The sequence below is a fragment of the Psychrobacter sp. NG25 genome (assembly GCF_015234355.1).
Classification (GTDB): Bacteria; Pseudomonadota; Gammaproteobacteria; order Pseudomonadales; family Moraxellaceae; genus Psychrobacter.
Genome location: NZ_JADGMV010000005.1, coordinates 104,293 through 126,354 on the forward strand (window position 1 = coordinate 104,293; position 22,062 = coordinate 126,354).

Below are 22,062 nucleotides of genomic sequence, written 5' to 3' on the forward strand. Positions count from 1 at the left end.
TATGCTTTCTTGCTATTCTATAATTGAGATGATCATAGGCATAGGACAAACAAAAAGGACTTTTTATGGCCAATCCCTCGAAACAAGCGATAACCAAAGCAGTAACAGGTAAGAATATTATTATTACAGGGGCTTCAAGTGGTATTGGCGAACGTACTGCTTTTTTGCTTAGCGAATGCGGTGCTCATGTTATCCTATTAGCACGCACTGAAGACAAACTGAAAGCCGTTAAAGAAAGTATCGAAGAGTTAGGCGGCAAGGCCAATTATTACCCTTGCGATTTGACTGATATGGATGCTATTGAAAAAGTTAGTGAGCAAATTTTGATAGATTTTGGCCATGTTGATGTCTTGGTCAATAACGCTGGTCGCTCGATTCGTCGTTCAGTTCATGAATCGGTCGATCGTTTCCATGACTTTGAGCGTACTATGGATATCAATTACTTTGGTGCTGTCAAAATAGTTCTTGGATTTTTGCCGACGATGATTGAACGTCAGACGGGTCAAATTGTTAATATATCCTCGATTGGTGTACTGGCAAACAGTCCGCGCTTTGCCGCTTATGTCGCATCCAAGTCGGCATTAGATGCTTTTAGTCGCTGCTTAGCTGCCGAAGTAAAAGGGGACAATGTGACGATTACCAATATCTTTATGCCATTGGTTCGTACACCTATGATTGCCCCAACCAAGCTATACCGCTACATGCCTGCATTAATGCCTGATGAAGCCGCGTTGATGGTCGCAAGAGCTATCGTCGATAAGCCAAATAGCATTGCCAGTAATATGGGGAAATTCGCGTCAGCTACTTATTCATTGGCACCAGCGATCAACGTTGGCATTCAATCGATAGGCTATCGTATTTTCCCAAGCACCCGCGCTGGACTGACTACCGATAAGAAGTTAAACCTTGCTCAGCGTGCTTTTGCCAGAATCCTTCCTGGTGAGTATCACTAAAATAGTAGGTTTATTGGCTCTGACATAAGATCAAAGAGGATACTGCAGTATCCTTTTTTAGTACCTTGAGAGGTGTTAATACTTATATAAACGGGTAGAGCAGCGGTGATTTTTAGCTATCTGATGACTAGAAACGCGAGACTATTAGATGCTTTAGGGTTTTACTTTTATTACCTCAGAATAAATGCCTCGTTTACGATGCTAACCAAGGCGGCTGGGATTATAGTAGAATGAACTTGCCATGCATGGTCTAATCATCACGACTTTCATGCTCAACGAGATTATTGATTAAGCTTTGCATATCGAAAAATCTTAACAGCCACATAGATACACACTAAGCACTCATTCTCTGAGTGTTAAAAAATCCACATAAGATAATTTGAAGAGGTAAGAATGTTAGTTAAATTGCTACGAGAAGGTCTAGGACGAATTATTGCTGGTATAAGTGTTATGACTCAAGGTAATGCTATGAAACGCACTGAAGAAGAACAAGCTCTCGTTAATAAGGCTGGTGCAGATCTATCATTGTATCAATTTCAATCTTGTCCTTTTTGCGTAAAAGTACGTCGCCAAATTCATAAATTGAATGTGCCTATTGAGCTTCGAGATGCAAAAAACAATGAGCAATTTCGCAATGAGCTTGCTGAAAATGGTGGGCGGATAAAAGTGCCTTGTTTACGTATTCAAGAAAACGACGATGTCCAATGGATGTATGAATCTAATGATATCAATGCTTATTTGCAACAGCGTTTTGGCTAGCATTTATTTGATAGATTAGGGCTGTGTAGCAGATATATAGTTGTAGCTTCTAAAACAATAATCTCTAAAACAATAGCCTCTAAGATAGTGGTTTCTAAAACAACAGTATCTAAGGTAATAACATCTAAAGTATGGGCATTGAAAACATGGATATCGAAAGCGGAACCGAAACAGAAACCGCTAACCAAGCTAACCAAATAGAAATTATCTATGAAGATGAGCATCTGGTGGCGATTAACAAAGAGGCTGGTCTACTGGTACATCGCAGCTGGCTGGACAAGGGTGAGACGCGCTTTGCCATGCAACTGACTCGTGATGCGGTCGGTTGCCATGTGTTTCCGGTGCACCGGTTAGATAAGCCTACATCGGGCGTGTTGTTGTTTGCCAAGAGCCCAGCCGTGGCGCGCAGCCTTACTGAAGCGTTTACTGCACACAAGGTGACCAAGCAATACTTAGCTGTAGTGCGTGGCTTTATGTCAGAGCAAGGCAGCGTTGATTATGCGTTGAGCTTTAAGCCCGATGCGATTGCCGATAAGTTTGCCAATTTGGACAAACCTGCTCAAGAGGCGGTGACCCATTGGCAGAGTTTGGCGCAAATTGAGTTGCCGTTTGCAGTGTCAAAAAAGCATGATACTACCCGCTATAGTCTCATGCGCCTGACTCCTGAGACTGGGCGCAAGCATCAACTGCGTCGACATATGAGACATTTATTCCATCATATCGTGGGTGATACGAGCCATGGTGACGGAAGACATAATCGGTTTTTTCGTACTCAATATGATTGCGCACGTATGTTGTTGCACGCTCAGACTTTAGCGCTTAGCCATCCGGTCACTGGTGAACCGTTGTTGCTAAAAGCGGGATTAGATAATCAATGGATGCGTATTATGGAAGAATTTGGTTGGATAAATAGTACTGAAGATTGAGCAGCGTAAAGTTGAGAGTTTATCACCAGTATGTTTAGTTTAATAACAGTCTCTTATGCTGAATCGGCTTATATCTGGACGTACTCCATGATTGGAGTAATTCACCGCTAACTATTTGAAATATGTTTCAGTGCTGGCAACCCAATAAAGGCTCATATCTTCTTGTTTCAAGGGTACAGTCGCGAGTGTACGACCTTCATTGTCAGTGAATTCAATTTCATACACAGGGGGATTTTGATCGAAAATATGTACTACAGTACCCATATGACCTGCTCTGATATTGTCTTGAATATTTTTTGATACCTTAATAACATCGTTTATATTCAACATACTGCTAAGCCTTATATTTAATAACGTCTGTTATGGGAATAATCGAGGTTTTAGTGTTGTTTGCGCATAGCCTATCAATGATATGAAATAAAAGAGTATAAAGACTTCTCAAGCCTGTACTTAATAAGTGCTAATTAGTATCGGTAAAGGAATAGGACTATCAAAACTAAAATCAAACTTACTCTGTGGGTACTTTTTTCTCTAATTTTATCGCTACTCTTATATAAGCTTACTGGCTGTGTTGACACTGGTACACCAGAGGAGCGCCAAGCGCGGCGCATTGCTGCCTGTCAAGAGATGATCAATACGACACGCCCTATGCCAACTGATCATCTACCTTTAACAGAGCGAAGCGAGGAAGTTGAATTTAATGCTAAATGGGAACGTTGCCGCGCGATGATTGAAGATAAGTGGCTCCCTAACGAACAACGAGAAAATAATTGGCTGAATGGAAAACAGTATCATTATGTCAAACTTGGAAATCAAGTCATCAAAGGACCAGCGAATCGTCTAAAAGTTAGGGTTAATGCATTTACTGTTGAATATGAATGGAAGCACAGCTATATCGAATACGACATCGAAACTAGGGAGTACTATTTGGCACCGCCTGATGCTCGCAGTGGTGTGTATTTCGATATGTATTCAGTCAATAATTTAGCTTATCAAAGTGGAATAGCGATAACGTCTAATTATGATAAAGTCTGTGAGAAGTCAAAAACAGACCCAGATGAAGCAGGCGCATTTATCTGGAACGGTATCTTATTTGCTACATTAACTCGCATAGAGTACAAGGGTGACAATCAAACTAAGTGGCAAGAAGAATGGCAACACATTTGTCCGATAGCAGTAGAAGCAGTGACTAGCCAATTAAAAATCATTAGAACACAATCTACAACGACGATAGAGAAGTAGATATATAAATAAAGCAGATATGATTACTAAGTATTTTGGTACCCTAGTGAGGACTTGAATCTTCGGCTGTAGGCTAATGGTAGCAACGTTTTAACTCGCTAGAATATTCACAGTGTACTTCATGGTATACATGTAGTGAGCTTTTAGATCATTTTAGAGTATTATTTTTATTCAGTATAAGCGATATTGCTTGTAATTGAATTACTGGAAATTAAAATGGAAAACTATCGATTATCACGTTTTCTGCCACGAAACAAAATACTAGATTATATTTCGGCGTTAGATGAAGATGGTTTAACGACCTTCGTGATATACAATGCTGATGATTATGGGGTTTATTTGGTAACTCTTTTAGCTGAAGTTGCAAAGAAAAAAAACACTCCTCTTTGGTATAAACACTTGGGAGTACTATGTTCATCTCATTTATTTTTTATACACGGTGCTCAACTATCTGCTTTATTTTATTTTATCAAAGCTCATGAGCTAGATTCGAACGATACTTCCATATTAAATTCTATTTTAGATTTTGGTGAACCACCTGAAATTGTGCTGACTGAAGATCAAAAGAAGTATTATGCTGCTAAGCTGCTAGCATTAGAGCCTGAAAGTGAAAAAGCTTTGGCTATTATCAATTCCTGATTGGTGCGCTATACAGGCATCGAACTATAGGTTATATATGTATTAATTAGACTTCTTGCAGCCGTTGGAGCTTCGGTGTTGAAAGTCAATAAAAATGGTACTTGTGTAAAAGGTCTAATAAACTATGATTTTTGGTAAACCTGAAGAATTCGCTTTGTATGTTGATACTATCCAAGAACGAAGTAATGAATTTAATGACCTAGAAGGCATAAGTGGTATTTGGTTAAAGAATAGATTATTCGTTACTAACTCAGGTTTAATTTCGTTACAAAGAGATTTCGAAAACATTATTGAGACAGCACCGCAGCTTATAGAATGTTCAAACCTTTACATGCTTGATAATCTAGATATTCTAAAGGAAATATTAAAGAAAAGATTTCCTAACTGGTGTGCAAATTCAGATATAGAGTGGGAAGAAAACATCGATGAATGGCTTGATATCGCAGAGACTACTCAATATGATATTTGTCTTGAAAGTTGCACTATGGGAAATGCGCTAAGTTATTACTTATTTGCTGTAAAACACGATGATATGGTAAAAATATTAATGTATATAAAAAGCAAAGAACATGATTTCTTTAATTTCGGAACGATAGTAGACAGTGATCTAGAATGTGTAGAAATATCGTATAGAGAATTTCAGACTATAATTGGCCAATTAGAAAGTTTTATAAAAAAAAGTAGACTTGATATTTTAGGTCGTTAATTTTTACTCTTAATACATTAAAAATAAAATTTTTTGTTTGAGCTGACAGTCCGCAATCAGTCAATAATAGTAGGATAAGAAATAATCCCTGACGCAGCGAGTAATTATGATCTCACCATATCAGAAATAGCCCTAATTAGGGTATACCCCAAGGTAACCAGTTATTTTGCCCTTCAAACCTATTAACAGACCACTTAAAATAGACTGGTATAATGAAACCATTTAAAACAGACCTCGTTAGGTTTCTGGCATCAACTATTTGAACAATCACGCTGATTAGCTATAACTTCTCGGTACGGAATTTTAACCAAACACTTGCCATAATATCCAAAACAACCCTGCCATAACGACAGCGATAACCAGCAACCGTTTCATCCAATAAGGCAGTAGTGGTTTCTTATATCCCAAGTCATCAAGCTGACTCTCTACGCCATCTTGCAGGTTCTTGAACGATTTACCTGTCTTATTGGCTTTGAGACGATTTTTGACCAATGTATCAGACTTATCCTCAGTCTCTTGCTCTCTATCGAAGCTAATAGCCTGATTGGGTATGCCTTGCTTGTTTGCGATAGTATTGAGCTTCTGCTGCTGTTTTACCTTTAGCTGTGTCTCATAATTATCAATCCGTATCTTGGCTTCATCCATGCTGATATTTTCGTCAGCTGCCAATGTTTTGATGGCCATCACCAGATTGTTTTTTTCAATCATGATGGTGATCTCTTTTGGCAGCTTTGTATTGACTGGTTTTGAGCTAGGGTCGGCGTTAAACATGGTTGTCCTTATTGCGACGTAAAAATATAAATATAGTGTTGCGTTTATTATAGCTGCTTTATAGACATAATATTCAAGCAAAAAAATACCGCAATCATAATCATGACTGCGGTATTTTAATATCTATCTTTATCAGCATTTCTGCCAATCTTTGATAAATTATAGATCTTTCCAGCGTTGGATAGATTTTTTGATCACTTCTTTGGCTTCTGCAACATCATCCCAAGACTCAACCACTGTGCTACCTGGTTTTTTCAGGTCTTTGTAATGGCTGAAGTGGTACTCTAACTGGTTGATGAGCTGCTTTGGTAAATCAGCTAGGCTGTTGTAAGCATTGCCTGTGTCACGGTCGTCAGCAGGTACGACAACGATTTTGTCATCCACTTCGCCATCATCAACGAACTTCATGACGCCGATTACTTTGGCTTTTAAGAAAATGCCTGTCGGTAATGGTTGCTCAGTAAGCAATAACACATCTAGCTCATCACCATCTTCGTCAAGTGTTTGAGGGATAAAGCCATAGTTACAAGGCTTGGCAAAAATCTGTGGATCAATACGATCAAGCTCAAATACTGCTAGCTCACGATTCCATTCGATTTTGTGACTGCTACCAGCTGGAATTTCTACTACTACGTTGATGATGCCGCCATCTACGTCGCCTGCGTCTAGAATTTTATTAAAATCAGCCATAAAATGCTCCAGTTCTATTTTGTTTTAAATATTTGAATAATATATAAGGGTTGGGCTGCGATATTGTCATATCATCGCTGCACCAATTGTACCGACAGCGATTATAGCAAGTTTGCTACAAATTTTCTCATATTGCTTAAGTCTAAGGGTGCAAGAGATTATGCAAAAAAAGATTATGCAAAAATGGACTCAAAGTATTTATTTGGGTGCGAGTGCTCGTAGCTCAATCATTCCAGCATGACGTTTGGCAATATTATCAATCAGCTTCTGAGTCACTTGCTCATAGCTTAAAGCGTTGCTTATCTGTTGAGTATCTTGTGCACTTGGCGCTTTTTGCATGGCCACAAAATCAGACAGACGCAGCATTTGCATACCTGCATAACCACAAGGATTGATAGCGTTGAATGCTGACAAATCACAATTTAAATTGACAGCGATGCCATGGTAGCTAAAGCCGTGTTTAATCTTAAAGCCCAGCGAGGCCATTTTTCCAAGCATGATTTTATCATCATCAGGTGTGTCGTTGGTTTGCGTATCGGTATGGCTATCTGGTTCAGGCATATCCGCATATAAGTAAACACCGGGTGCATCGCGACGTGCGTGGGCGCTGATATTTTCACTCTTCGAGGCATCCGACTCTTGTAAGCATTCATTAATCACATCTTCGATAGCTTGTTCTGCATGTGAGACCAAGTTGCGCACACTCCAGCCCAAGCTGTGCAAGTCGAATAACCAATAAACAACCAGTTGTCCATGGCCGTGCCAAGTGACTTGACCACCGCGGTCAGTCTTGATGATGGGCGTATTGGTATGTTGTAAGATGTGCTCTTCTTTACCTGCCTGCCCTAAAGTATAGACGTCATTATGATCGACAATCCATAATTCATCAGGCGTTCGCAGACCTTGTTCTTTTTTTAGAGTAATACGGTCTAATGTACGTTGTAGCATCGCATCATGGGTCGGATTATAGTCGGCTGCTGATAGATATTTAGTGATAAATGTTTCATTAAGCGGTTGCGTGGTATTTTCCATGAGGGTAACAGTCTTATTGTTGTCTGGTTTAAGAGTTTAAATTATTAATATTTTGAATGTGTCATTTCTTGATATGAAGTGTAGCAGTTTTTAAGATTGGCACCCAAAACTATATTTTGTCACTATTTCGTCACTCTGTAACGCCTATACATACTAATAATGAAAAATCATCAGGCAGGTAGCGGTTTTATAGTAGTCAGGCTATACAAACGCAGGAGTCAGTTTAATCTGCTGTTCATTGATCAATTGATACGCTACATTAGAATGTAATGAATGGAAGCTCACGATTATTTATCGTTTAGAGGTTGCCATTGCCGCAATCCCTTGACTAGAAATATAGAGTCTTTAACCCAATATAAAAGCTATAACCCAACATAATAGTATAGTGACGCCAAGACATATAACAAGGAAGCTAAATGACAGATAACAACCAGAATACCAGCGAGCAGACTGCAACCGATGCCAGTCTAGTCAAACAAGGAGCGCCTAAAATGCTTAGTACTGCCAATACTATTGATGAGATGCACGCACAGTTTGCACATCTGCAAGCACTAAGCCGGACGAAGCCAATCAACGATTGGGCAACTCGTGAGACCCAACTCGACAACTTAGAGATCATGCTCAGTGATAATCAAGTTAGCTTTGCTAAGGCAATCAACGCAGATTTTGGTTATCGTAGTGAGTCAGAGACGCAGTTTGCCGAGCTGTTTCCGAGCTTTACGGGTATTAGCCATGCCAAAAAACACGGCAAAAAATGGATGAAAACTCAGCGAGCTTCTATTTCAGCCTTGTATATGCCTGCTCATAACGAAATTCAGCCGCAGCCATTAGGTGTCGTCGGTATTATGGTGCCTTGGAACTACCCATTGTTTTTGGCAGTAGGGCCGTTGATTGATGCGCTGACGGCGGGCAATCGGGTGATGATTAAGATGAGCGAAGCGGCGCCACAATTTGCCCAAGCATTTGCGGATGCGGTTGCGCGCTATTTTTCTCCAGACATGGTTTGTGTGGTACTAGGCGAGGTCGATATCGCTGCTGCATTTAGCTCGTTACCGTTTGATCACCTGCTGTATACAGGGTCAACGGCAGTGGGCAAAAAAGTCATGGCAGCGGCGGCGCCTAATTTGACACCAGTCACACTTGAGCTTGGTGGTAAGTCTCCCGTGATTGTGTTGGATGATGCCAATCTGGAGTCTGTGGTTAATCGCGTGATGATGGGCAAGACATTGAATGCGGGTCAAACCTGTATTGCACCTGACTATGTGTTGATTCAGCGTCAACACCATGAGCAGTTCATCAGTTTGGCAAAAGCATGGATGGAAAAACACTATCCTAATATTGAAAACAATCCAGATTATTCTCGCATCATCAATGGTGACCAGTTTAAACGAGTGAAAGGCTATCTGGATTCGTTGTCAGGTAACGAGATACATCCGCTTACTGCTATTGAAGCCAATATTGAAACGCGTCTAATGCCGCCAGTGATTGTGAGTGAGCCTGCGGCTGATAGTACGGTCATGCAAAATGAAATTTTTGCACCGATACTACCATTGATGCATTATGAGACGCTTGATGATGCGATTGCGTTTGTGAATGCACGTCCACGACCATTAGCCTTATACATTTTTGGTGATAACTACGGTGGTATCGAAAAAGTGCGTAACAACACGGTTTCTGGTGGTCTATGTATTAATGAGGTTTTGATACATGTGGCTCAGCATGATTTGCCGTTTGGCGGTGTCGGTGAATCAGGTACGGGTGTTTACCATGGCAAGGCAGGATTTGAGCGTTTAAGCCATATGAAACCAGTGTTTGTACAATCTAAACTAAACGGTCTGAATCTATTACTACCACCTTATGGTGGCTTGTTCAAAAAGGCCATGGCACTGTTTTTGAAATAGTGTTTTTAAAGCAACAGTCTTGCAAGAGCTATTGGCTATTTATTAATGATAGTAAAAAAGCATCTACTTAAGTAGGTGCTATTTTTTTGTCAAAATTTTATTAAAGACGAAGGTGATTTACTCAATTGTAATGACAGTTTTTCGATAGGTTTGGCAGAATGATAATGGTTTTGAATAACCGAAAAATAAGCATTTGTCATCAGTCTGATAAGTCGCTACACTTTGTAGTAAGTCTAGACAGCAGTATCGTGTCATCGATTTAATGCCGCATTAATTATCAATAGGACACCCCATGCGCCAATGGATTGCGTTAAGTTTACTCTGTATGAGCGTGCTGTTACTGCCGATATCGGCGTCAGCAGCTTGCGAGTCGCCGATTAAATTTGGCGCGCTGACATGGGAAAGTGGTCAGTTTACCTCAGGGGTGCTCAAGTACATCGCTGAAAAGGGTTACGGTTGTACAGTCGAAGAAGTACCGGGCGCGGGTCCTGCGCTTGATACTGCGCTGTCACAGAACGATATTCAAGTCATCGGGGAGCAGTGGGTTGGCCGCTCACCAATCATGGAGCAGGCCATTGAGCAGAATAAGGTGGCAATCATTGGTGATACGCTCAAGGGCGGTGCAACCCAAGGTTGGTATGTTCCTAAATATGTATTAGAAGAAAACCCAGGTTTACGCAGTTATCAGGATCTGCCTAAATACACTGAGCTGTTTAAAGATCCTGAAGATCCTAGTCAATCACGCTTTATGAACTGTCCAACTGGTTGGACGTGCGAGATATTCAATACACGATTGCTCAAAACCACAGGTTTAGACCGTGTTTTTAATAACGTTCATCCTGGCACAGGGGCTGCACTTGATGCCGAGATTTCATCGGCTTTTGAGCAGCATAAGCCACTCTTATTTTACTACTGGCAGCCTACGGGCCTGATGGCAAAGTATGATTTTGCGCCATTGGGTTTTCCTGCCCATAACGATGCCTGTTGGCAGGATTTGTTACTAGCAGATGGCACTATGGATTGTGTCTCTGGATTCCCTGTATCGCCTTTAGGTATTGCAGTCTCTACACCATTTATTGAGTCTAATCCAGAGCTGGCGGATGTCTTCAAAAAAATACAGTTTACTTCTGATGAGCTCAATGGCGCTATCTTAGAGATGAGTGAAAGCAAACGTAGCGGAGAGGAGCAAGCATTGCTGTTTTTGCGTGAAAACCCAAACGTTTGGCAAAAATGGTTATCTGACGAGGCTGCTACCAATCTTGCGGCGAAGTTAGGTATCAGCTTAACAGGCGATGCTATCGACAATACGGCTGTTAATAATAACTCTGCCAATGATAACTTTGCCAGTGATAACCAGCTCGGCCTCGCATCAAGCTTCCCCTCATGGTCACTTGAGACACCGCTCAATAACACATTGGCAAGCGTTGTTCAAAATTACGGTGACGTATTTCGTAGCATCAGTACGATGGCATTAACCTATTTATTGCTACCCATTGAGCGCCTATTAACGGTCATTCCACCATGGCTGATTATTGCGCTTGTCACAGTGTTGGGCTGGTTTGGTGTGCGCAAGGTTTGGTTTGCGCTGGCATGCGGTGCAGGGCTATTTTTGATTGGTGCATTTGGACTATGGGGTGCATTGATTGATACTTTTGCACTGCTCATCGTATCAGTACTGGTCACAGTGATAATTGGTATTCCTATTGGCATTGCGATGGCAGGCAGTCAGCTGCTGCGCAAGGTTGTGACACCGATACTGGATGTCATGCAGACCATGCCAAGCTTTGTTTATCTCATACCAGTGCTCATGCTATTTGGGATCGGTAAAGTGCCAGCATTGTTTGCCACCATTATTTATGCACTGCCACCATTGATTCGTCTGACGACATTAGGGATTACGCAAGTCAATCATGAGATGGTAGAGGCGGGGCGTTCATTTGGTAGCACACATTTGCAGCTACTCATCTGGATTAAATTGCCACAAGCATTACCTAGCATTATGGCAGGCGTCAATCAAGCGGTAATGATGTCGCTATCCATGGTGGTGCTTGCTTCTATGATTGGCGCGCCTGGTCTTGGCGAAGATGTGTTGCAATCTATTCAAACCCTTAATATCGGTCAAGGCTTACAAGCCGGTACGGCGATTGTCATCGTGGCTATTATTATAGACCGTATTACGCAGGCATTTGGTCAAGGCAAGCGTGCCCGTCAAAAAACGATTGACGCGAGTAGAAAATCCATTGGTTAGTAGTCTGTCCAATCATATAGGTAATGACGATCAATATTTAAAGAGAAAATAATAAAAAATACCAATAGCGAGAACCACGATGAATCATATCCGGCTAGAAAATATTAGTAAGATTTACAATGCCAGCAGTACGCAAGCAAAGTCTGTGATGGCATTATTGGCTGAAGGTATGGATAGTGCTGCGGTAAAGCAGCAAACGGGCTATTCGGTTGGGCTATATGATATTAATTTAGACGTTAAAGCGGGCGAGCTACACTGTATTATGGGGCTGTCAGGCTCTGGCAAATCAACCTTGATACGGCATATCAATCGCTTAATCGATCCAACCAGTGGCAAGATATGGGTCGATACGAGTATCGATGCGCAGACTACTATCACAGATGACGATGCACTTGCTGCTACTCAAAAACCATCTGCGGCTATCAATGTGTTAGAGCTGAATGATAAGGAGCTGCAACACTATCGCCAGCAAACTGTCAGTATGGTCTTTCAACACTTTGGGCTAGTGCCGCATATGACGGTTATGCAAAACGTCGCTTACGGTTTACGTGTGCGAAAAATGAGTACCAAAGATCGCCACGAGGTTGCACGGTATTGGCTAAATGAGGTTGGGCTACCTAATTTAGAGCATAGCTATCCGGATGAGTTGTCAGGGGGCATGCAGCAGCGTGTGGGTCTGGCACGTGCTTTGGCAACTGACAATCCAATCTTACTGATGGATGAGGCGTTCTCTGCACTTGACCCACTCATTCGTGCTCAATTGCAGGACCAACTACTTGAGCTACAAGAGCGGCTACACAAGACCATTGTCTTTATCACTCATGACATAGATGAAGCGATTAAAGTAGGACAGCGTATCAGTATCTTAAATGGTGGACGCTTAGTGCAAACGGGCACGCCCAATGATTTACGCCACAATCCAGCAGATGATTATGTCGCACAGTTTGTGCGTGCTAAAGCACAAAGCGTGTCTAATATTTATCGACAGGTTTAGGTTTATACGATATTTGCATGGAAGATGTGAGTAATCGTAGTAATTCTGCTGCAATTGATCGCGAACTCTGAAATAAGCGGTAAACTTCGTTATACTTGACGGCTTATTGAGGATTCGTCATGGATGAGAACCTCTAATTTATTGTCCGCATATGATGTCGCTTTGAGTGTTAGGTGGCGTTTATTTCTTATTTTTGTGTTTTTTAAGGCCATAGCATGACCGCTACCTATACACCTATTATTACCTCGTTACTTGATAACGATTTGTATAAATTTACGATGCTACAAGCTATGCTGCATCAGTTTCCACAGACGCATGGTGTTTACCGCTTTCGCTGCCGTAATAATGAAGATACTGTCTATCCACTGGCTGATATTAAAGAACAGCTAGAGAGGCAGCTAGACAGTTTATGCGAGCTGCGATTTTTAGAAGACGAGTTGGACTACTTGCGCAGTTTACGCTTTATGCGTTCAGATTTCGTTGATTATCTAGAGCTGTTTAAACTCAAACGTCGTTTTATCACTGTCAGTACCGATGATGAAGGTCGCTTGTTTGTTGATATTGAAGGGCCAATGATTCAAGCGATGTTTTTTGAAGTATTCGTCTTAGCCATTGTAAATGAACTATATTTTGATGCATTATCAAATGCCAGCGTCATTGAAGAAGGTCAGCGTAGACTAGATGAAAAAGTCGAACTGTTGCATCAATATGCAGTAGAGCAGACGAAAGAAAACGGTGATACACCACCATTTATTGTCGCGGATTTCGGTACTCGTAGACGGTTTAGCAAGGCGTGGCAAGCGCATGTGGTGCAGACGTTATATCAAGCAGAACCAAAAATCGTCAGCGGCACATCCAATGTGTATCTAGCAAAGAAATTAGGTATGACACCAATCGGTACCATGGCGCATGAGTTTATGCAGGCATTTCAGGCACTAGATGTGCGTTTGCGTGATTCACAAAAAGCAGCGCTTGAAGCATGGGTACATGAGTATCGTGGTGATTTGGGTATTGCATTGACCGATGTCGTTGGGATGGATGCATTCTTAAGGGATTTTGATTTATATTTTGCCAAGCTATTTGACGGTCTGCGTCATGATAGTGGTGATCCCTATGTCTGGGGTGATAAAGCGATTGCTCATTATGAGAAGTTAAAGATAGATCCGAAGACTAAAATACTCACCTTTAGTGATGGTTTGGATCTTGATAAAGCGTGGGAATTGCATCAATACTTTAAGGATCGCATTAGAACCAGCTTTGGTATTGGCACAAATCTCACCAATGATATGAGTCTTACTCCGATTAATATTGTGCTCAAATTGGTTGAATGTAACGGGCAACCAGTGGCCAAACTCTCTGATAGCCCAGGCAAGACCATGATCAATAATGACACGTATCTTGCCTATCTTCGCCAAGTCTTTGAGGTGGATGAACCGGAGTAAGTGTAACTTAGCTGTCTACTTCATCAGATTTCACGTCTTCAGCAAAGGCTGCATCTAGTGCTTGTTGTACCGCATTGATGCGGGTCTCGCAAACGCGATAAGCCGCAATGGATTCTTCAACCGTTGTCATTAGATTATCAATGTCAGGCTCGTCTTGCTGCTGTAATTCAGCCGCATTGGTTTTTAAAATATCATAAGCCGCCTTAAAGGTTTTTGGGGCGGCTTTTTTACGTCGACGAGTAGGGGTAGTCATAAAGCTTCCTAATTTTAAAGGTAAGATAAATAGATGGGTAATCGTTAGATATTATTATGTCGTTAAGTTGGAATGTCTGAGGTTTTCGACGCTTTTTGATTCGTATTGACATCAATAATCTGCGCTTTTGCCTTGCCGTCTTTTAGGACGATATATACAGTTTGCTCAGGAGATAGCTGGGTACTACTGGTCAGTATCTGTTTTTCTTTTATATCAGTCAGCATGGTGTAGCCTTGCTTAAGCACACGAGATGGTCGATGCAGTAGCACAATGTCACGTAGATGCTCACTGTCACGTTGCGCTTGTACGACTTGTTGCTGAGCACTCTGCATAACAGATTTCTGATGATTTTGACTATAAGTAGCAGCCGTTATTAACTGCTGTTCGGCAGAGGTTTGTATTTGTACACGCAGCTCGCTTGTCAGTCTGATGGCTTGCTTTACTTGGCGCTGTGCGCTTTGCTGAATATTGCGCCATGCATAATCACTGTCTTTTCTCAGGGACGTTAGCTGTCCAATCGTTTGTGACTGTATTTGACTCAACTGTCGTGATGTTTGCTGCTCGGCAGTATTCAGTTGACGCTGAGCGGCTTGCTTGATTTGCGCTTGATATTGTAGTGTCTGAGAGACCAGTTGCGCCAAATGACTGCTAATCGCAGCGATGACTTTTGAGGGCGTGTCAAAGCTAGTATGCGCGACTTCATCTAATATGACTTTGTCACGTTCATGCCCAATACCCACCCATACAGGCATCGGCTGCTCAGCGACTAGAGCGGCCAGCTCATAATCATTGAGATAGGCCAAATCACCAACGGCACCGCCGCCGCGAATAATGACTAATAAATCTGGCAAACGCTGATACGTGTCGTAAAATTGCTGTTGAGCACTGACGATGGCTTGACGAATCTCCGCAGGTGCATGGTTACCTTGAAACGTGGCGTTATGGTAATGGAAGTGACAAGCACCCGTACTTGCTAAGCGATCAGCATCTGCTTGAAAATCTCCTAGCCCAGCGGCTTTTTCAGGCGCAATGACAAGGACATGCTCTATATCAAACGGGACAGGCAGTTGCTGATTGAGATGCAATAAGCCTTCGCCTGTTAGACGGTCGACCATCTCCGCATATTGTCGTGCCAGATCACCTAGAGTATAGCTAGGGTCGATGTCTTCAATAGTGAGTGAGAAGCCATATTGCGCATGGAAACCTGCTGATACTTTTAATAAAACCGTCAAATCACGATCGAGTGGCATACCCGTTGCGCGCTCAAACTTTGCTAAGACACGTGCCGCTTTAAATCGCCAAAGATTGCCACGGCAGCTGGCAATAACTTTACCGTCATCGTCTTTCTCTGCCAGTTCAAAGTAATAATGTCCGCCTTTGCTAGACAGGTTACGAATCTCTGCTTTTACCCATACGCGGTGATTAAAGGTCTGTTTGATCACCATATCAACCGCTGATAAGTAGTCGCTCAGACGCAATACGGTATCTTCTAAGTTGACCTCAAGGTTGTTTTCTTGCTCAGCCAGTTCGGCCTCTAAAGTCGCCAAATCTTTAGCAGGCGTTATCACTTTCGCTTGTTTGATACTTGAAAGATTGGGTTTGCGCATAAATAGTAGACCGAAGATGATGAAAGCTTAAAAGCAAGTTGTTTATTGATTTTTTATAGACAGATTGTTTATTAGATTGACTAGAAGCTGTTGTGTGTTAGATAGGGTAGTTTACCCCAAAAGCGTACACACAAAAAGAGAAGCCAGTAATTCTGCGATAAGAATAATATATTAATCTTATCGCAGAATTACTGGCCAAATACTAAATAGTAATTATTTTTTGATGATGCTGACTTTATTGGCAGCGGAAATTAATCATATATTCGTAGTCGTCATCACGTGACAACTCTGGTGAGCCTGTGCCAAAAATTGACCCGACGACCGCACCCACTTGTCCAACCATACGGCCAGTACGTTCATCTAAAATGCCGTTATAAGTCACTGTATCATCGACAATAATGACTTGCTTGCTTTGGCAGGTTTTTTGCGCGCTGTCTATCGCATTTTGCTGTGCTTTTACTTTGGTCTCTGCGATGCCAGTGGTCTCATAAATAGAGTTGGCGCGCTGTATGACGGGTGACGAAGGTGTACTTTGGCAAGCACTCAAGGCGAGTGCCGCAGCCATAGTCGCGGTCAAGGTAGCAGTTTTATTAGAAGTATTCATAAGTGGTTTTCAATCCCTGTCAGTCGAACATAAATATCAATGTTAAGTAGATATTGTGTGAGCAATATATCAACTAATGTTTTGCTCTATAACTCTTATGAATCTAACCTATTCGACTCTTGGCTGTCTAGGCGGTTCTTGTGTTCTGTATTGCGGGGACATTTCATAACTACTTTCTCTGTTTGGCTATAATCTATCTCGTTTTTATCACCACTTTTAAAATGAGCATATACCCTGATATTATGGATACAGCCGATGCTAGCCATTCCTCATTCGTCAAAAATTTAAAAAAGCCGTCCTTGGTCACAGCAAATCACTTGAAATAAAAACCATATCTAGGATAATTGAGCCATTCACTCTTAATTAATAAGTAATTTTATGCAATTAATTCCTGCTCCTGCTGGCGTGCTAGAAGTTGACGCACTATGGCAACAAGGTAACCCTAACGATCCAAACACCGATACCGTGGCACTACTTTGCCATCCAAATCCGCTATTTGACGGTACAATGAACAACAAAGTAGTCACGACCATGTATCGTTTTGCCCGTGACAATGGGATGCATGTCGTGCGTTTTAACTTTCGCGGCGTAGGGCAGTCCACTGGTGAGCATGATTATGCTGAAGGGGAAGTGGTGGATGCAATGACCGTGCTACAATGGATTGCTGAGCAGACCAATGCACGAAAGTTATGGCTTGGTGGCTTTTCTTTTGGTGGTTATGTGACAGCGCGTGTGGCTGAGCAAGTAATCGAGGCATCCCATATATGGGGGCTAAATGACTTTGAAGTGTCAAACGTTGCGTTGATCGCACCGTCGGTTGAAAAAAATGACAGTAGTGACATTAGCTTGCCTGCTGATAAAACCTTTGAGATTTATGGCAATGCGGATGAAGTCATCGACCCTGATAATATGCAGGAATTTGCTGATCGACTGGGTATTCCTGTAAGCATCGTGGACGGGGCAGGTCACTTTTTTCACGGACGCTTGTCAGAGTTAAAGGGCCTATTAGAAAAGCATACCTCTGATAGTAATGCATAGCCATTAGCCATTATCAATTGATATGAAGTCCGCTATTAATTCATGAGCTTTGGTCGCCCCATTTTGATGAGTTTACGCAGAACTAATTATTACCTTACTATTTATTTTCTCTAATGATGAGTCGTATTATGAGTTTATCTCCATTGCAACGTTACGAGCAAGCCGTCAGTACAGATGAGTTTACTCAAGATGAGCAACAATTCAAGGCCATGAGCTATCTTGATGAGATACATCATCAGCTCATCAATAGTGTGCCACAAAAGAAAAGTTTTTTTAGCTTTTTGAAAGCCAAGCCTGTAGCACCCACAGGCCTATATATGTGGGGCGGTGTAGGTCGTGGTAAAACATGGATGATGGATATGTTCTATGATTCATTGACCATTGACCGCAAGATGCGTCTGCATTTCCATCACTTTATGCAGCGTGTGCATCAAGAGCTACACAAGCTACAAGGCGAGAGTGACCCATTAGAGAAAGTGGCTGATATTATCTATGAAGAGGCAGTCATCATTTGTTTTGATGAATTCTTTGTATCCAACGTCTCTGATGCCATGATTTTGGGCGATTTGTTCACTATGCTGTTCAACCGTGGTATCACGTTGGTTGCTACCTCGAATATTGAGCCATCAGGGCTGTATAAAGATGGCTTGCATCGTGACCGTTTTATGCCAGCTATTGCTGAAGTTGAACGCCATACCACAGTGATGAATATCGACTCTGGTATTGACTATCGTTTGCGTGTTTTACAACAGGCAGAGCTATATGAGTCGCCCATGACCAAAGCCAACCATCACTGGTTAGCCAACCGTTTTGCCAGCTTGTCTAATAATCAGAAAATCAGTAATGAGCCGATTACTATCAACGGTCGTGAAATCCGAATCAATGCTCGCACCGAAGATATTTTGTTTTGCGATTTCCGTCATTTGTGTATGGAACCACGTTCGGCATCTGATTTTATTGAAATCGCTAAGCAGTTCAATACAGTATTGGTCAATGCCGTGCCAGCATTAGATGATGACTTACGTGATCCGACGCGCCGTTTTATCTACTTGGTCGATGAATTTTATGATCGCCGTGTAAAACTCTTGGTGCGAGCAGAACAGTCTATCTTGGATTTGTACCAAGGAGAAAAGCTAGCGTTTGAGATTGAGAGAACACGCTCGCGCTTGCTTGAGATGCAATCGGAAGATTATTTGCGTATGGAGCATCGTGTAGAAGTTGCTGCCTAGCTGTACAGTTGAGGCCTTCTTATAGCCGTATCATCTAAGCAATAACATTTAAGCACTAGTATCTAAGCCATGATATTTAATATTTCCCAATCACACCACTCAATACTGGCTGACATGGATTCGTTCGGTATTGAGCACTGCCTGACAGTATTAAGTGCAAATAAAAGTATGAGTTTTCTGAACGAAAAATAATAATAAGTAAGGAACGATAATGACGACATCTGATAACAATGATAAAAAACTGTCTATCAAAGACGTAACCACTGACAGTATGCCAATTACTAGTAAAGAGATGATTGGCTGGATCAATTCACGACGTAGTATGGGGAATCTGGATGCACCAGCACCCACGCATGCCCAGGTCGAAACAGCGATTGAATGTGCGGCAACAGCACCAGATCATAAGAAGCTCCAACCATGGCGTTTCATCGTCACTGAAGGCGATGCTCGTCATGAGCTAGGTAACGCTTTAGCAGAAGCTACCCAAGCGAAAGCGGTGCAAGAAGGAGAAGAACTGTCTAAAAAAGACCTCGAAAAAGCTCATAATATGCCTTTACGTGCGCCTATGATTATTACTGTCGTTACTAAAATACAAGAACACAAAAAAGTTCCTCCTTTTGAGCAAATGCTAAGTGCTGGTGCTGCTGTTCAAAATCTTATTTTGGCGTTAAAAGCCCAAGGATTCAGTACCGTATGGCGTACTGGATTGTTGTGTAACGAACCAGCTGTCAAAGCCTACTTTGATGTCGGTCCAGATGATTATGTCACGGCTTTTGTTTATACTGGTACCAGTCCGAAAGACGAGGCACCACGTAAAGCCATTGATATTGAGTCGCTGGTGCGGTTTGAGTCATAGTGACTCTGAGCCTCATCCATATTAGCCAAAAAAGCCAGATAGCCTCATCACCCAAAATGCCTAAGTCATGATACGTTCTATTAATAATAAGTCAGTCAACATGGATAAAAGAATATGACCAGCCCCAATAATAGCCATAAAAAAACCAGTCACGAAAATAGCGAAACAGATAAGAATACGCCAGAAAAGCAAAACAGTCTGCTGGCAGGTATCATCGAGCGTGCAACCAAATCAGGTATTGGCCGTAAAAAGCTGAATCCTAGTGCGGTAGAGTCCGCAGTGGCAAAAAACATGGCGGATATTCACAGTAATCCTACCAAGCTGCGTTTGGCATTTTTAGGTGGTGGCAGTTTTGGTACGGCAATGGCAAATTTGGCGGCACGCAATGGCTGTGATACCACACTATGGGTACGTAACAAACGTACTGTAAAAGCGATGGCAAAAACCCAAACCAATAAAAAATACTTACCAGGTTATAAGCTTGATGATCGCCTCAAATACAGCCATGATTTGGCAGCATCAGTTAAAGACAAAGACATCATTTTTATTGCTGTGCCAGGTTTGGCATTTCGTGAAACCTTAAAAAGTATTGCGCCATTTATTAGTGGACAGTCTATTGTGTCATTGACCAAAGGAATGGAAAAAGACACCTTTGCAATGATGAGTGACATTATTAAAGAGGTTTTGCCAGAAGTGAATTTTGGCGTCATGTCAGGGCCAAACCTTGCGATAGAAATCATGAAGAACATGCCGTCTGCTACGGTGATTGCTAGTGAGTCTGAGCCATTACGCCATGCAGTACAAGCCGCGCTACATAGTGCATTCTTTCGGGTATTTGCTAGTGATGATGTCAAAGGTGTGGAGCTAGGCGGTGCACTCAAAAATATCTATGCGATTGCAATGGGTATGGCAGCAGCCTACGATGTCGGCGAAAACACCAAAGCAATGATACTGACCCGTGCCTTAGCAGAAATGAGTCGCTTTGGCGTGGAAGCGGGTGCGAATCCACTAACGTTTTTAGGATTGTCTGGCGTTGGTGATTTATACGCCACTTGTAGCTCAGAGTTGAGTCGTAATTACCGTATCGGTAATATGCTTGGCCGTGGTATGAGCATCGATGCAGCGGTGAAAAAACTCGGTCAGACAGCTGAAGGGGTCAACACCATTCAGCAAGTGCATGAGAAAGCCACCAAAGATGGCATTTACATGCCTATTACGCATGCGCTTTATGCAGTTATTTATGAAGATAAAGCAGCATTGGGTGTGGCGTTACATCTAATGGAAGCAGGGTTCCGCAGTGATGTCGAATTTGTCATGGCACATGACCACAGCAATGCGGCGCTTACCGCACAAATGAAGACGTCAAGCGACAGCACTGATGATGAAAGTGGCGATACTGACAGTAAGTAAAAACCCCAATGTTAAATGATGACGTTGTTTCAAGAGTGATTATTCTAAAAATAACGTCATCATGACAATGCATAAAGGAAGGTTATGAAAATTATACTTGTTCGTCATGGTCAAGCAGAAGATGAATCGCGCCCAGACAGCGCGCGCCAGTTAACGAATTTTGGTCAACAGCAAGCCATACAAACGGCAGAGTATGTGACGACTCATTACAATCCCGATTACTTTGTCGTCAGCCCTTACGACAGAGCGCAGCAGACACTAGCTGAATTTCAGTCGAGAGCATCTACAGTACCATCGGTCGTATTAAAAAACATTACTCCTTCTGATGATGCGCGTCAGGCTCTCATAGATTTAGCTAATATTGAAGCTGAGTGTTTGGTCGTCGTGTGTCATATGTCTATCGTTGCTTATATCGCTGGTCTACTCACAGGTGATTATCCTGAGTCGTTTTCTTTGACAGAAGCCAGAGTGTTTGAGATGGAGTTTGTGATGATGGGGATGGCAACTGAGGTTGATCGCTTTGTACCTAAGCAGCCTTACTAAGGCTCTTTACTCATTTGCTTTTTTAAGGCTAATTAATAAACCATTGGTGCCATGTTTCCCATTAGGCCGTAACATATGAAAGGTCAAAAAACTTCTGTTTATGGCAGTCGTCCATGATGATCATAAAGCCGATACGCAAAGCAATATCTATCAAAGACTCTTAAAAGAAGTTAGAGTAAATAAGCCAATTCAGGCACAAGTACCCACCATTTCATACCA

The 22,062-nt window shown here is 42.0% G+C and carries 22 protein-coding genes; 15 read left to right on the top strand and 7 right to left on the bottom strand.

All coding sequences use genetic code 11. The annotated features are described in order from the left end of the window. Positions 1–65: 65 nt before the first annotated feature. From IPZ60_RS08915 to truC, 3 genes are all read left to right on the top strand, one after another. Entirely contained in the window at positions 66–953 is an 888-nt protein-coding gene (locus IPZ60_RS08915; RefSeq protein WP_194197456.1) for an SDR family NAD(P)-dependent oxidoreductase, read from the top strand. Between the two features lie 393 nt (positions 954–1,346). Then, on the top strand, positions 1,347–1,712 hold the full coding sequence (locus tag IPZ60_RS08920) for a glutaredoxin domain-containing protein (protein ID WP_194197457.1): 366 nt from the start codon (positions 1,347–1,349) through the stop codon (positions 1,710–1,712). Between the two features lie 146 nt (positions 1,713–1,858). After that, positions 1,859–2,638: a tRNA pseudouridine(65) synthase TruC gene (gene truC, locus IPZ60_RS08925; protein ID WP_194197609.1), complete on the top strand. Its 780-nt coding sequence runs from the start codon at positions 1,859–1,861 to the stop codon at positions 2,636–2,638. 111 nt (positions 2,639–2,749) lie between these two features. Here the strand turns inward: truC and IPZ60_RS08930 are convergent, their stop codons facing one another. Continuing rightward, positions 2,750–2,968 carry a DUF4926 domain-containing protein gene (locus tag IPZ60_RS08930; protein ID WP_194197458.1) on the bottom strand — a complete coding sequence of 73 codons (219 nt, stop codon included), beginning with the start codon at positions 2,966–2,968 and terminating at the stop codon, positions 2,750–2,752. Positions 2,969–3,286: 318 nt separating this feature from the next. On the opposite strand from IPZ60_RS08930, the gene IPZ60_RS08935 reads away from it, so the two are divergent. The 3 genes from IPZ60_RS08935 (at position 3,287) to IPZ60_RS08945 (ending at position 5,225) form a co-directional block, all read left to right on the top strand. After that, on the top strand, positions 3,287–3,880 hold the full coding sequence (locus IPZ60_RS08935) for a hypothetical protein (RefSeq protein WP_194197459.1): 594 nt from the start codon (positions 3,287–3,289) through the stop codon (positions 3,878–3,880). Between the two features lie 216 nt (positions 3,881–4,096). Continuing rightward, on the top strand, positions 4,097–4,519 hold the full coding sequence (locus tag IPZ60_RS08940; RefSeq protein WP_194197460.1) for a hypothetical protein: 423 nt from the start codon (positions 4,097–4,099) through the stop codon (positions 4,517–4,519). Between the two features lie 124 nt (positions 4,520–4,643). Further along, positions 4,644–5,225, top strand: coding sequence for an Imm42 family immunity protein (locus tag IPZ60_RS08945; RefSeq protein WP_194197461.1), 582 nt, complete (start codon positions 4,644–4,646; stop codon positions 5,223–5,225). Between the two features lie 303 nt (positions 5,226–5,528). On the opposite strand, the gene IPZ60_RS08950 is transcribed toward IPZ60_RS08945, so the two are convergent. The 3 genes from IPZ60_RS08950 to lipB form a co-directional block, all read right to left on the bottom strand. Next, the gene (locus IPZ60_RS08950; RefSeq protein ID WP_194197462.1) at positions 5,529–5,996 is read right to left on the bottom strand and encodes a hypothetical protein; all 468 of its coding nucleotides are present in this window, start codon (positions 5,994–5,996) and stop codon (positions 5,529–5,531) included. A gap of 159 nt (positions 5,997–6,155) precedes the next feature. Beyond that, positions 6,156–6,686: an inorganic diphosphatase gene (locus IPZ60_RS08955; protein WP_110923013.1), complete on the bottom strand. Its 531-nt coding sequence runs from the start codon at positions 6,684–6,686 to the stop codon at positions 6,156–6,158. A 198-nt stretch (positions 6,687–6,884) separates the two neighbouring features. Then, positions 6,885–7,718, bottom strand: a complete 834-nt coding sequence (gene lipB, locus IPZ60_RS08960; RefSeq protein ID WP_194197463.1) for a lipoyl(octanoyl) transferase LipB — start codon at positions 7,716–7,718, stop codon at positions 6,885–6,887. Between the two features lie 416 nt (positions 7,719–8,134). Between lipB and IPZ60_RS08965 the strand changes: the two genes are divergently transcribed. The 4 genes from IPZ60_RS08965 (at position 8,135) to pncB (ending at position 14,303) form a co-directional block, all read left to right on the top strand. Further along, positions 8,135–9,619: a coniferyl aldehyde dehydrogenase gene (locus IPZ60_RS08965; protein ID WP_194197464.1), complete on the top strand. Its 1,485-nt coding sequence runs from the start codon at positions 8,135–8,137 to the stop codon at positions 9,617–9,619. 292 nt (positions 9,620–9,911) lie between these two features. Continuing rightward, positions 9,912–11,867, top strand: coding sequence for a glycine betaine ABC transporter substrate-binding protein (locus tag IPZ60_RS08970; protein WP_194197465.1), 1,956 nt, complete (start codon positions 9,912–9,914; stop codon positions 11,865–11,867). A 79-nt stretch (positions 11,868–11,946) separates the two neighbouring features. After that, positions 11,947–12,861, top strand: coding sequence for an ATP-binding cassette domain-containing protein (locus IPZ60_RS08975; RefSeq protein ID WP_194197466.1), 915 nt, complete (start codon positions 11,947–11,949; stop codon positions 12,859–12,861). Positions 12,862–13,076: 215 nt separating this feature from the next. Next, positions 13,077–14,303 (top strand): nicotinate phosphoribosyltransferase, encoded by a 1,227-nt coding sequence (gene pncB, locus IPZ60_RS08980; RefSeq protein ID WP_194197467.1) that lies wholly within the window; start codon positions 13,077–13,079, stop codon positions 14,301–14,303. Positions 14,304–14,310: 7 nt separating this feature from the next. Here pncB and xseB read toward each other — a convergent pair whose 3' ends face one another. The 3 genes from xseB to IPZ60_RS08995 form a co-directional block, all read right to left on the bottom strand. Next, the gene (xseB, locus tag IPZ60_RS08985) at positions 14,311–14,556 is read right to left on the bottom strand and encodes an exodeoxyribonuclease VII small subunit (RefSeq protein WP_110923007.1); all 246 of its coding nucleotides are present in this window, start codon (positions 14,554–14,556) and stop codon (positions 14,311–14,313) included. A gap of 62 nt (positions 14,557–14,618) precedes the next feature. Beyond that, the gene (gene xseA / locus IPZ60_RS08990) at positions 14,619–16,163 is read right to left on the bottom strand and encodes an exodeoxyribonuclease VII large subunit (protein WP_194197468.1); all 1,545 of its coding nucleotides are present in this window, start codon (positions 16,161–16,163) and stop codon (positions 14,619–14,621) included. Positions 16,164–16,398: 235 nt separating this feature from the next. After that, positions 16,399–16,767 (bottom strand): hypothetical protein, encoded by a 369-nt coding sequence (locus IPZ60_RS08995; protein ID WP_194197469.1) that lies wholly within the window; start codon positions 16,765–16,767, stop codon positions 16,399–16,401. A 378-nt stretch (positions 16,768–17,145) separates the two neighbouring features. Between IPZ60_RS08995 and IPZ60_RS09000 the strand changes: the two genes are divergently transcribed. From IPZ60_RS09000 to IPZ60_RS09020, 5 genes are all read left to right on the top strand, one after another. Then, positions 17,146–17,805, top strand: coding sequence for an alpha/beta hydrolase (locus IPZ60_RS09000; protein ID WP_194197470.1), 660 nt, complete (start codon positions 17,146–17,148; stop codon positions 17,803–17,805). Positions 17,806–17,933: 128 nt separating this feature from the next. Further along, entirely contained in the window at positions 17,934–19,034 is a 1,101-nt protein-coding gene (zapE, locus tag IPZ60_RS09005; RefSeq protein WP_194197471.1) for a cell division protein ZapE, read from the top strand. Positions 19,035–19,305: 271 nt separating this feature from the next. Continuing rightward, on the top strand, positions 19,306–19,890 hold the full coding sequence (locus IPZ60_RS09010) for a nitroreductase (RefSeq protein ID WP_370463027.1): 585 nt from the start codon (positions 19,306–19,308) through the stop codon (positions 19,888–19,890). Between the two features lie 114 nt (positions 19,891–20,004). Beyond that, entirely contained in the window at positions 20,005–21,300 is a 1,296-nt protein-coding gene (locus IPZ60_RS09015) for an NAD(P)H-dependent glycerol-3-phosphate dehydrogenase (protein ID WP_194197473.1), read from the top strand. Between the two features lie 84 nt (positions 21,301–21,384). Further along, on the top strand, positions 21,385–21,843 hold the full coding sequence (locus IPZ60_RS09020) for a histidine phosphatase family protein (protein ID WP_194197474.1): 459 nt from the start codon (positions 21,385–21,387) through the stop codon (positions 21,841–21,843). Positions 21,844–22,062: the final 219 nt, after the last annotated feature.

Coding starts and splice junctions, on each gene's coding strand:
- IPZ60_RS08940 (WP_194197460.1), top strand. CDS start 4,097: ATGGAAAACTATCGATTATCACGTTTTCTGCCACGAAACAAAATACTA.
- IPZ60_RS09010 (WP_370463027.1), top strand. CDS start 19,306: ATGCCAATTACTAGTAAAGAGATGATTGGCTGGATCAATTCACGACGT.
- IPZ60_RS08930 (WP_194197458.1), bottom strand. CDS start 2,968: ATGTTGAATATAAACGATGTTATTAAGGTATCAAAAAATATTCAAGAC.
- IPZ60_RS08920 (WP_194197457.1), top strand. CDS start 1,347: ATGTTAGTTAAATTGCTACGAGAAGGTCTAGGACGAATTATTGCTGGT.
- IPZ60_RS09000 (WP_194197470.1), top strand. CDS start 17,146: ATGCAATTAATTCCTGCTCCTGCTGGCGTGCTAGAAGTTGACGCACTA.
- pncB (WP_194197467.1), top strand. CDS start 13,077: ATGACCGCTACCTATACACCTATTATTACCTCGTTACTTGATAACGAT.
- IPZ60_RS08935 (WP_194197459.1), top strand. CDS start 3,287: ATGCCAACTGATCATCTACCTTTAACAGAGCGAAGCGAGGAAGTTGAA.
- IPZ60_RS08995 (WP_194197469.1), bottom strand. CDS start 16,767: ATGAATACTTCTAATAAAACTGCTACCTTGACCGCGACTATGGCTGCG.
- IPZ60_RS08915 (WP_194197456.1), top strand. CDS start 66: ATGGCCAATCCCTCGAAACAAGCGATAACCAAAGCAGTAACAGGTAAG.
- IPZ60_RS08975 (WP_194197466.1), top strand. CDS start 11,947: ATGAATCATATCCGGCTAGAAAATATTAGTAAGATTTACAATGCCAGC.
- truC (WP_194197609.1), top strand. CDS start 1,859: ATGGATATCGAAAGCGGAACCGAAACAGAAACCGCTAACCAAGCTAAC.
- IPZ60_RS09015 (WP_194197473.1), top strand. CDS start 20,005: ATGACCAGCCCCAATAATAGCCATAAAAAAACCAGTCACGAAAATAGC.
- lipB (WP_194197463.1), bottom strand. CDS start 7,718: ATGGAAAATACCACGCAACCGCTTAATGAAACATTTATCACTAAATAT.
- IPZ60_RS08955 (WP_110923013.1), bottom strand. CDS start 6,686: ATGGCTGATTTTAATAAAATTCTAGACGCAGGCGACGTAGATGGCGGC.
- IPZ60_RS09020 (WP_194197474.1), top strand. CDS start 21,385: ATGAAAATTATACTTGTTCGTCATGGTCAAGCAGAAGATGAATCGCGC.
- IPZ60_RS08945 (WP_194197461.1), top strand. CDS start 4,644: ATGATTTTTGGTAAACCTGAAGAATTCGCTTTGTATGTTGATACTATC.
- IPZ60_RS08950 (WP_194197462.1), bottom strand. CDS start 5,996: ATGTTTAACGCCGACCCTAGCTCAAAACCAGTCAATACAAAGCTGCCA.
- zapE (WP_194197471.1), top strand. CDS start 17,934: ATGAGTTTATCTCCATTGCAACGTTACGAGCAAGCCGTCAGTACAGAT.
- IPZ60_RS08970 (WP_194197465.1), top strand. CDS start 9,912: ATGCGCCAATGGATTGCGTTAAGTTTACTCTGTATGAGCGTGCTGTTA.
- IPZ60_RS08965 (WP_194197464.1), top strand. CDS start 8,135: ATGACAGATAACAACCAGAATACCAGCGAGCAGACTGCAACCGATGCC.
- xseB (WP_110923007.1), bottom strand. CDS start 14,556: ATGACTACCCCTACTCGTCGACGTAAAAAAGCCGCCCCAAAAACCTTT.
- xseA (WP_194197468.1), bottom strand. CDS start 16,163: ATGCGCAAACCCAATCTTTCAAGTATCAAACAAGCGAAAGTGATAACG.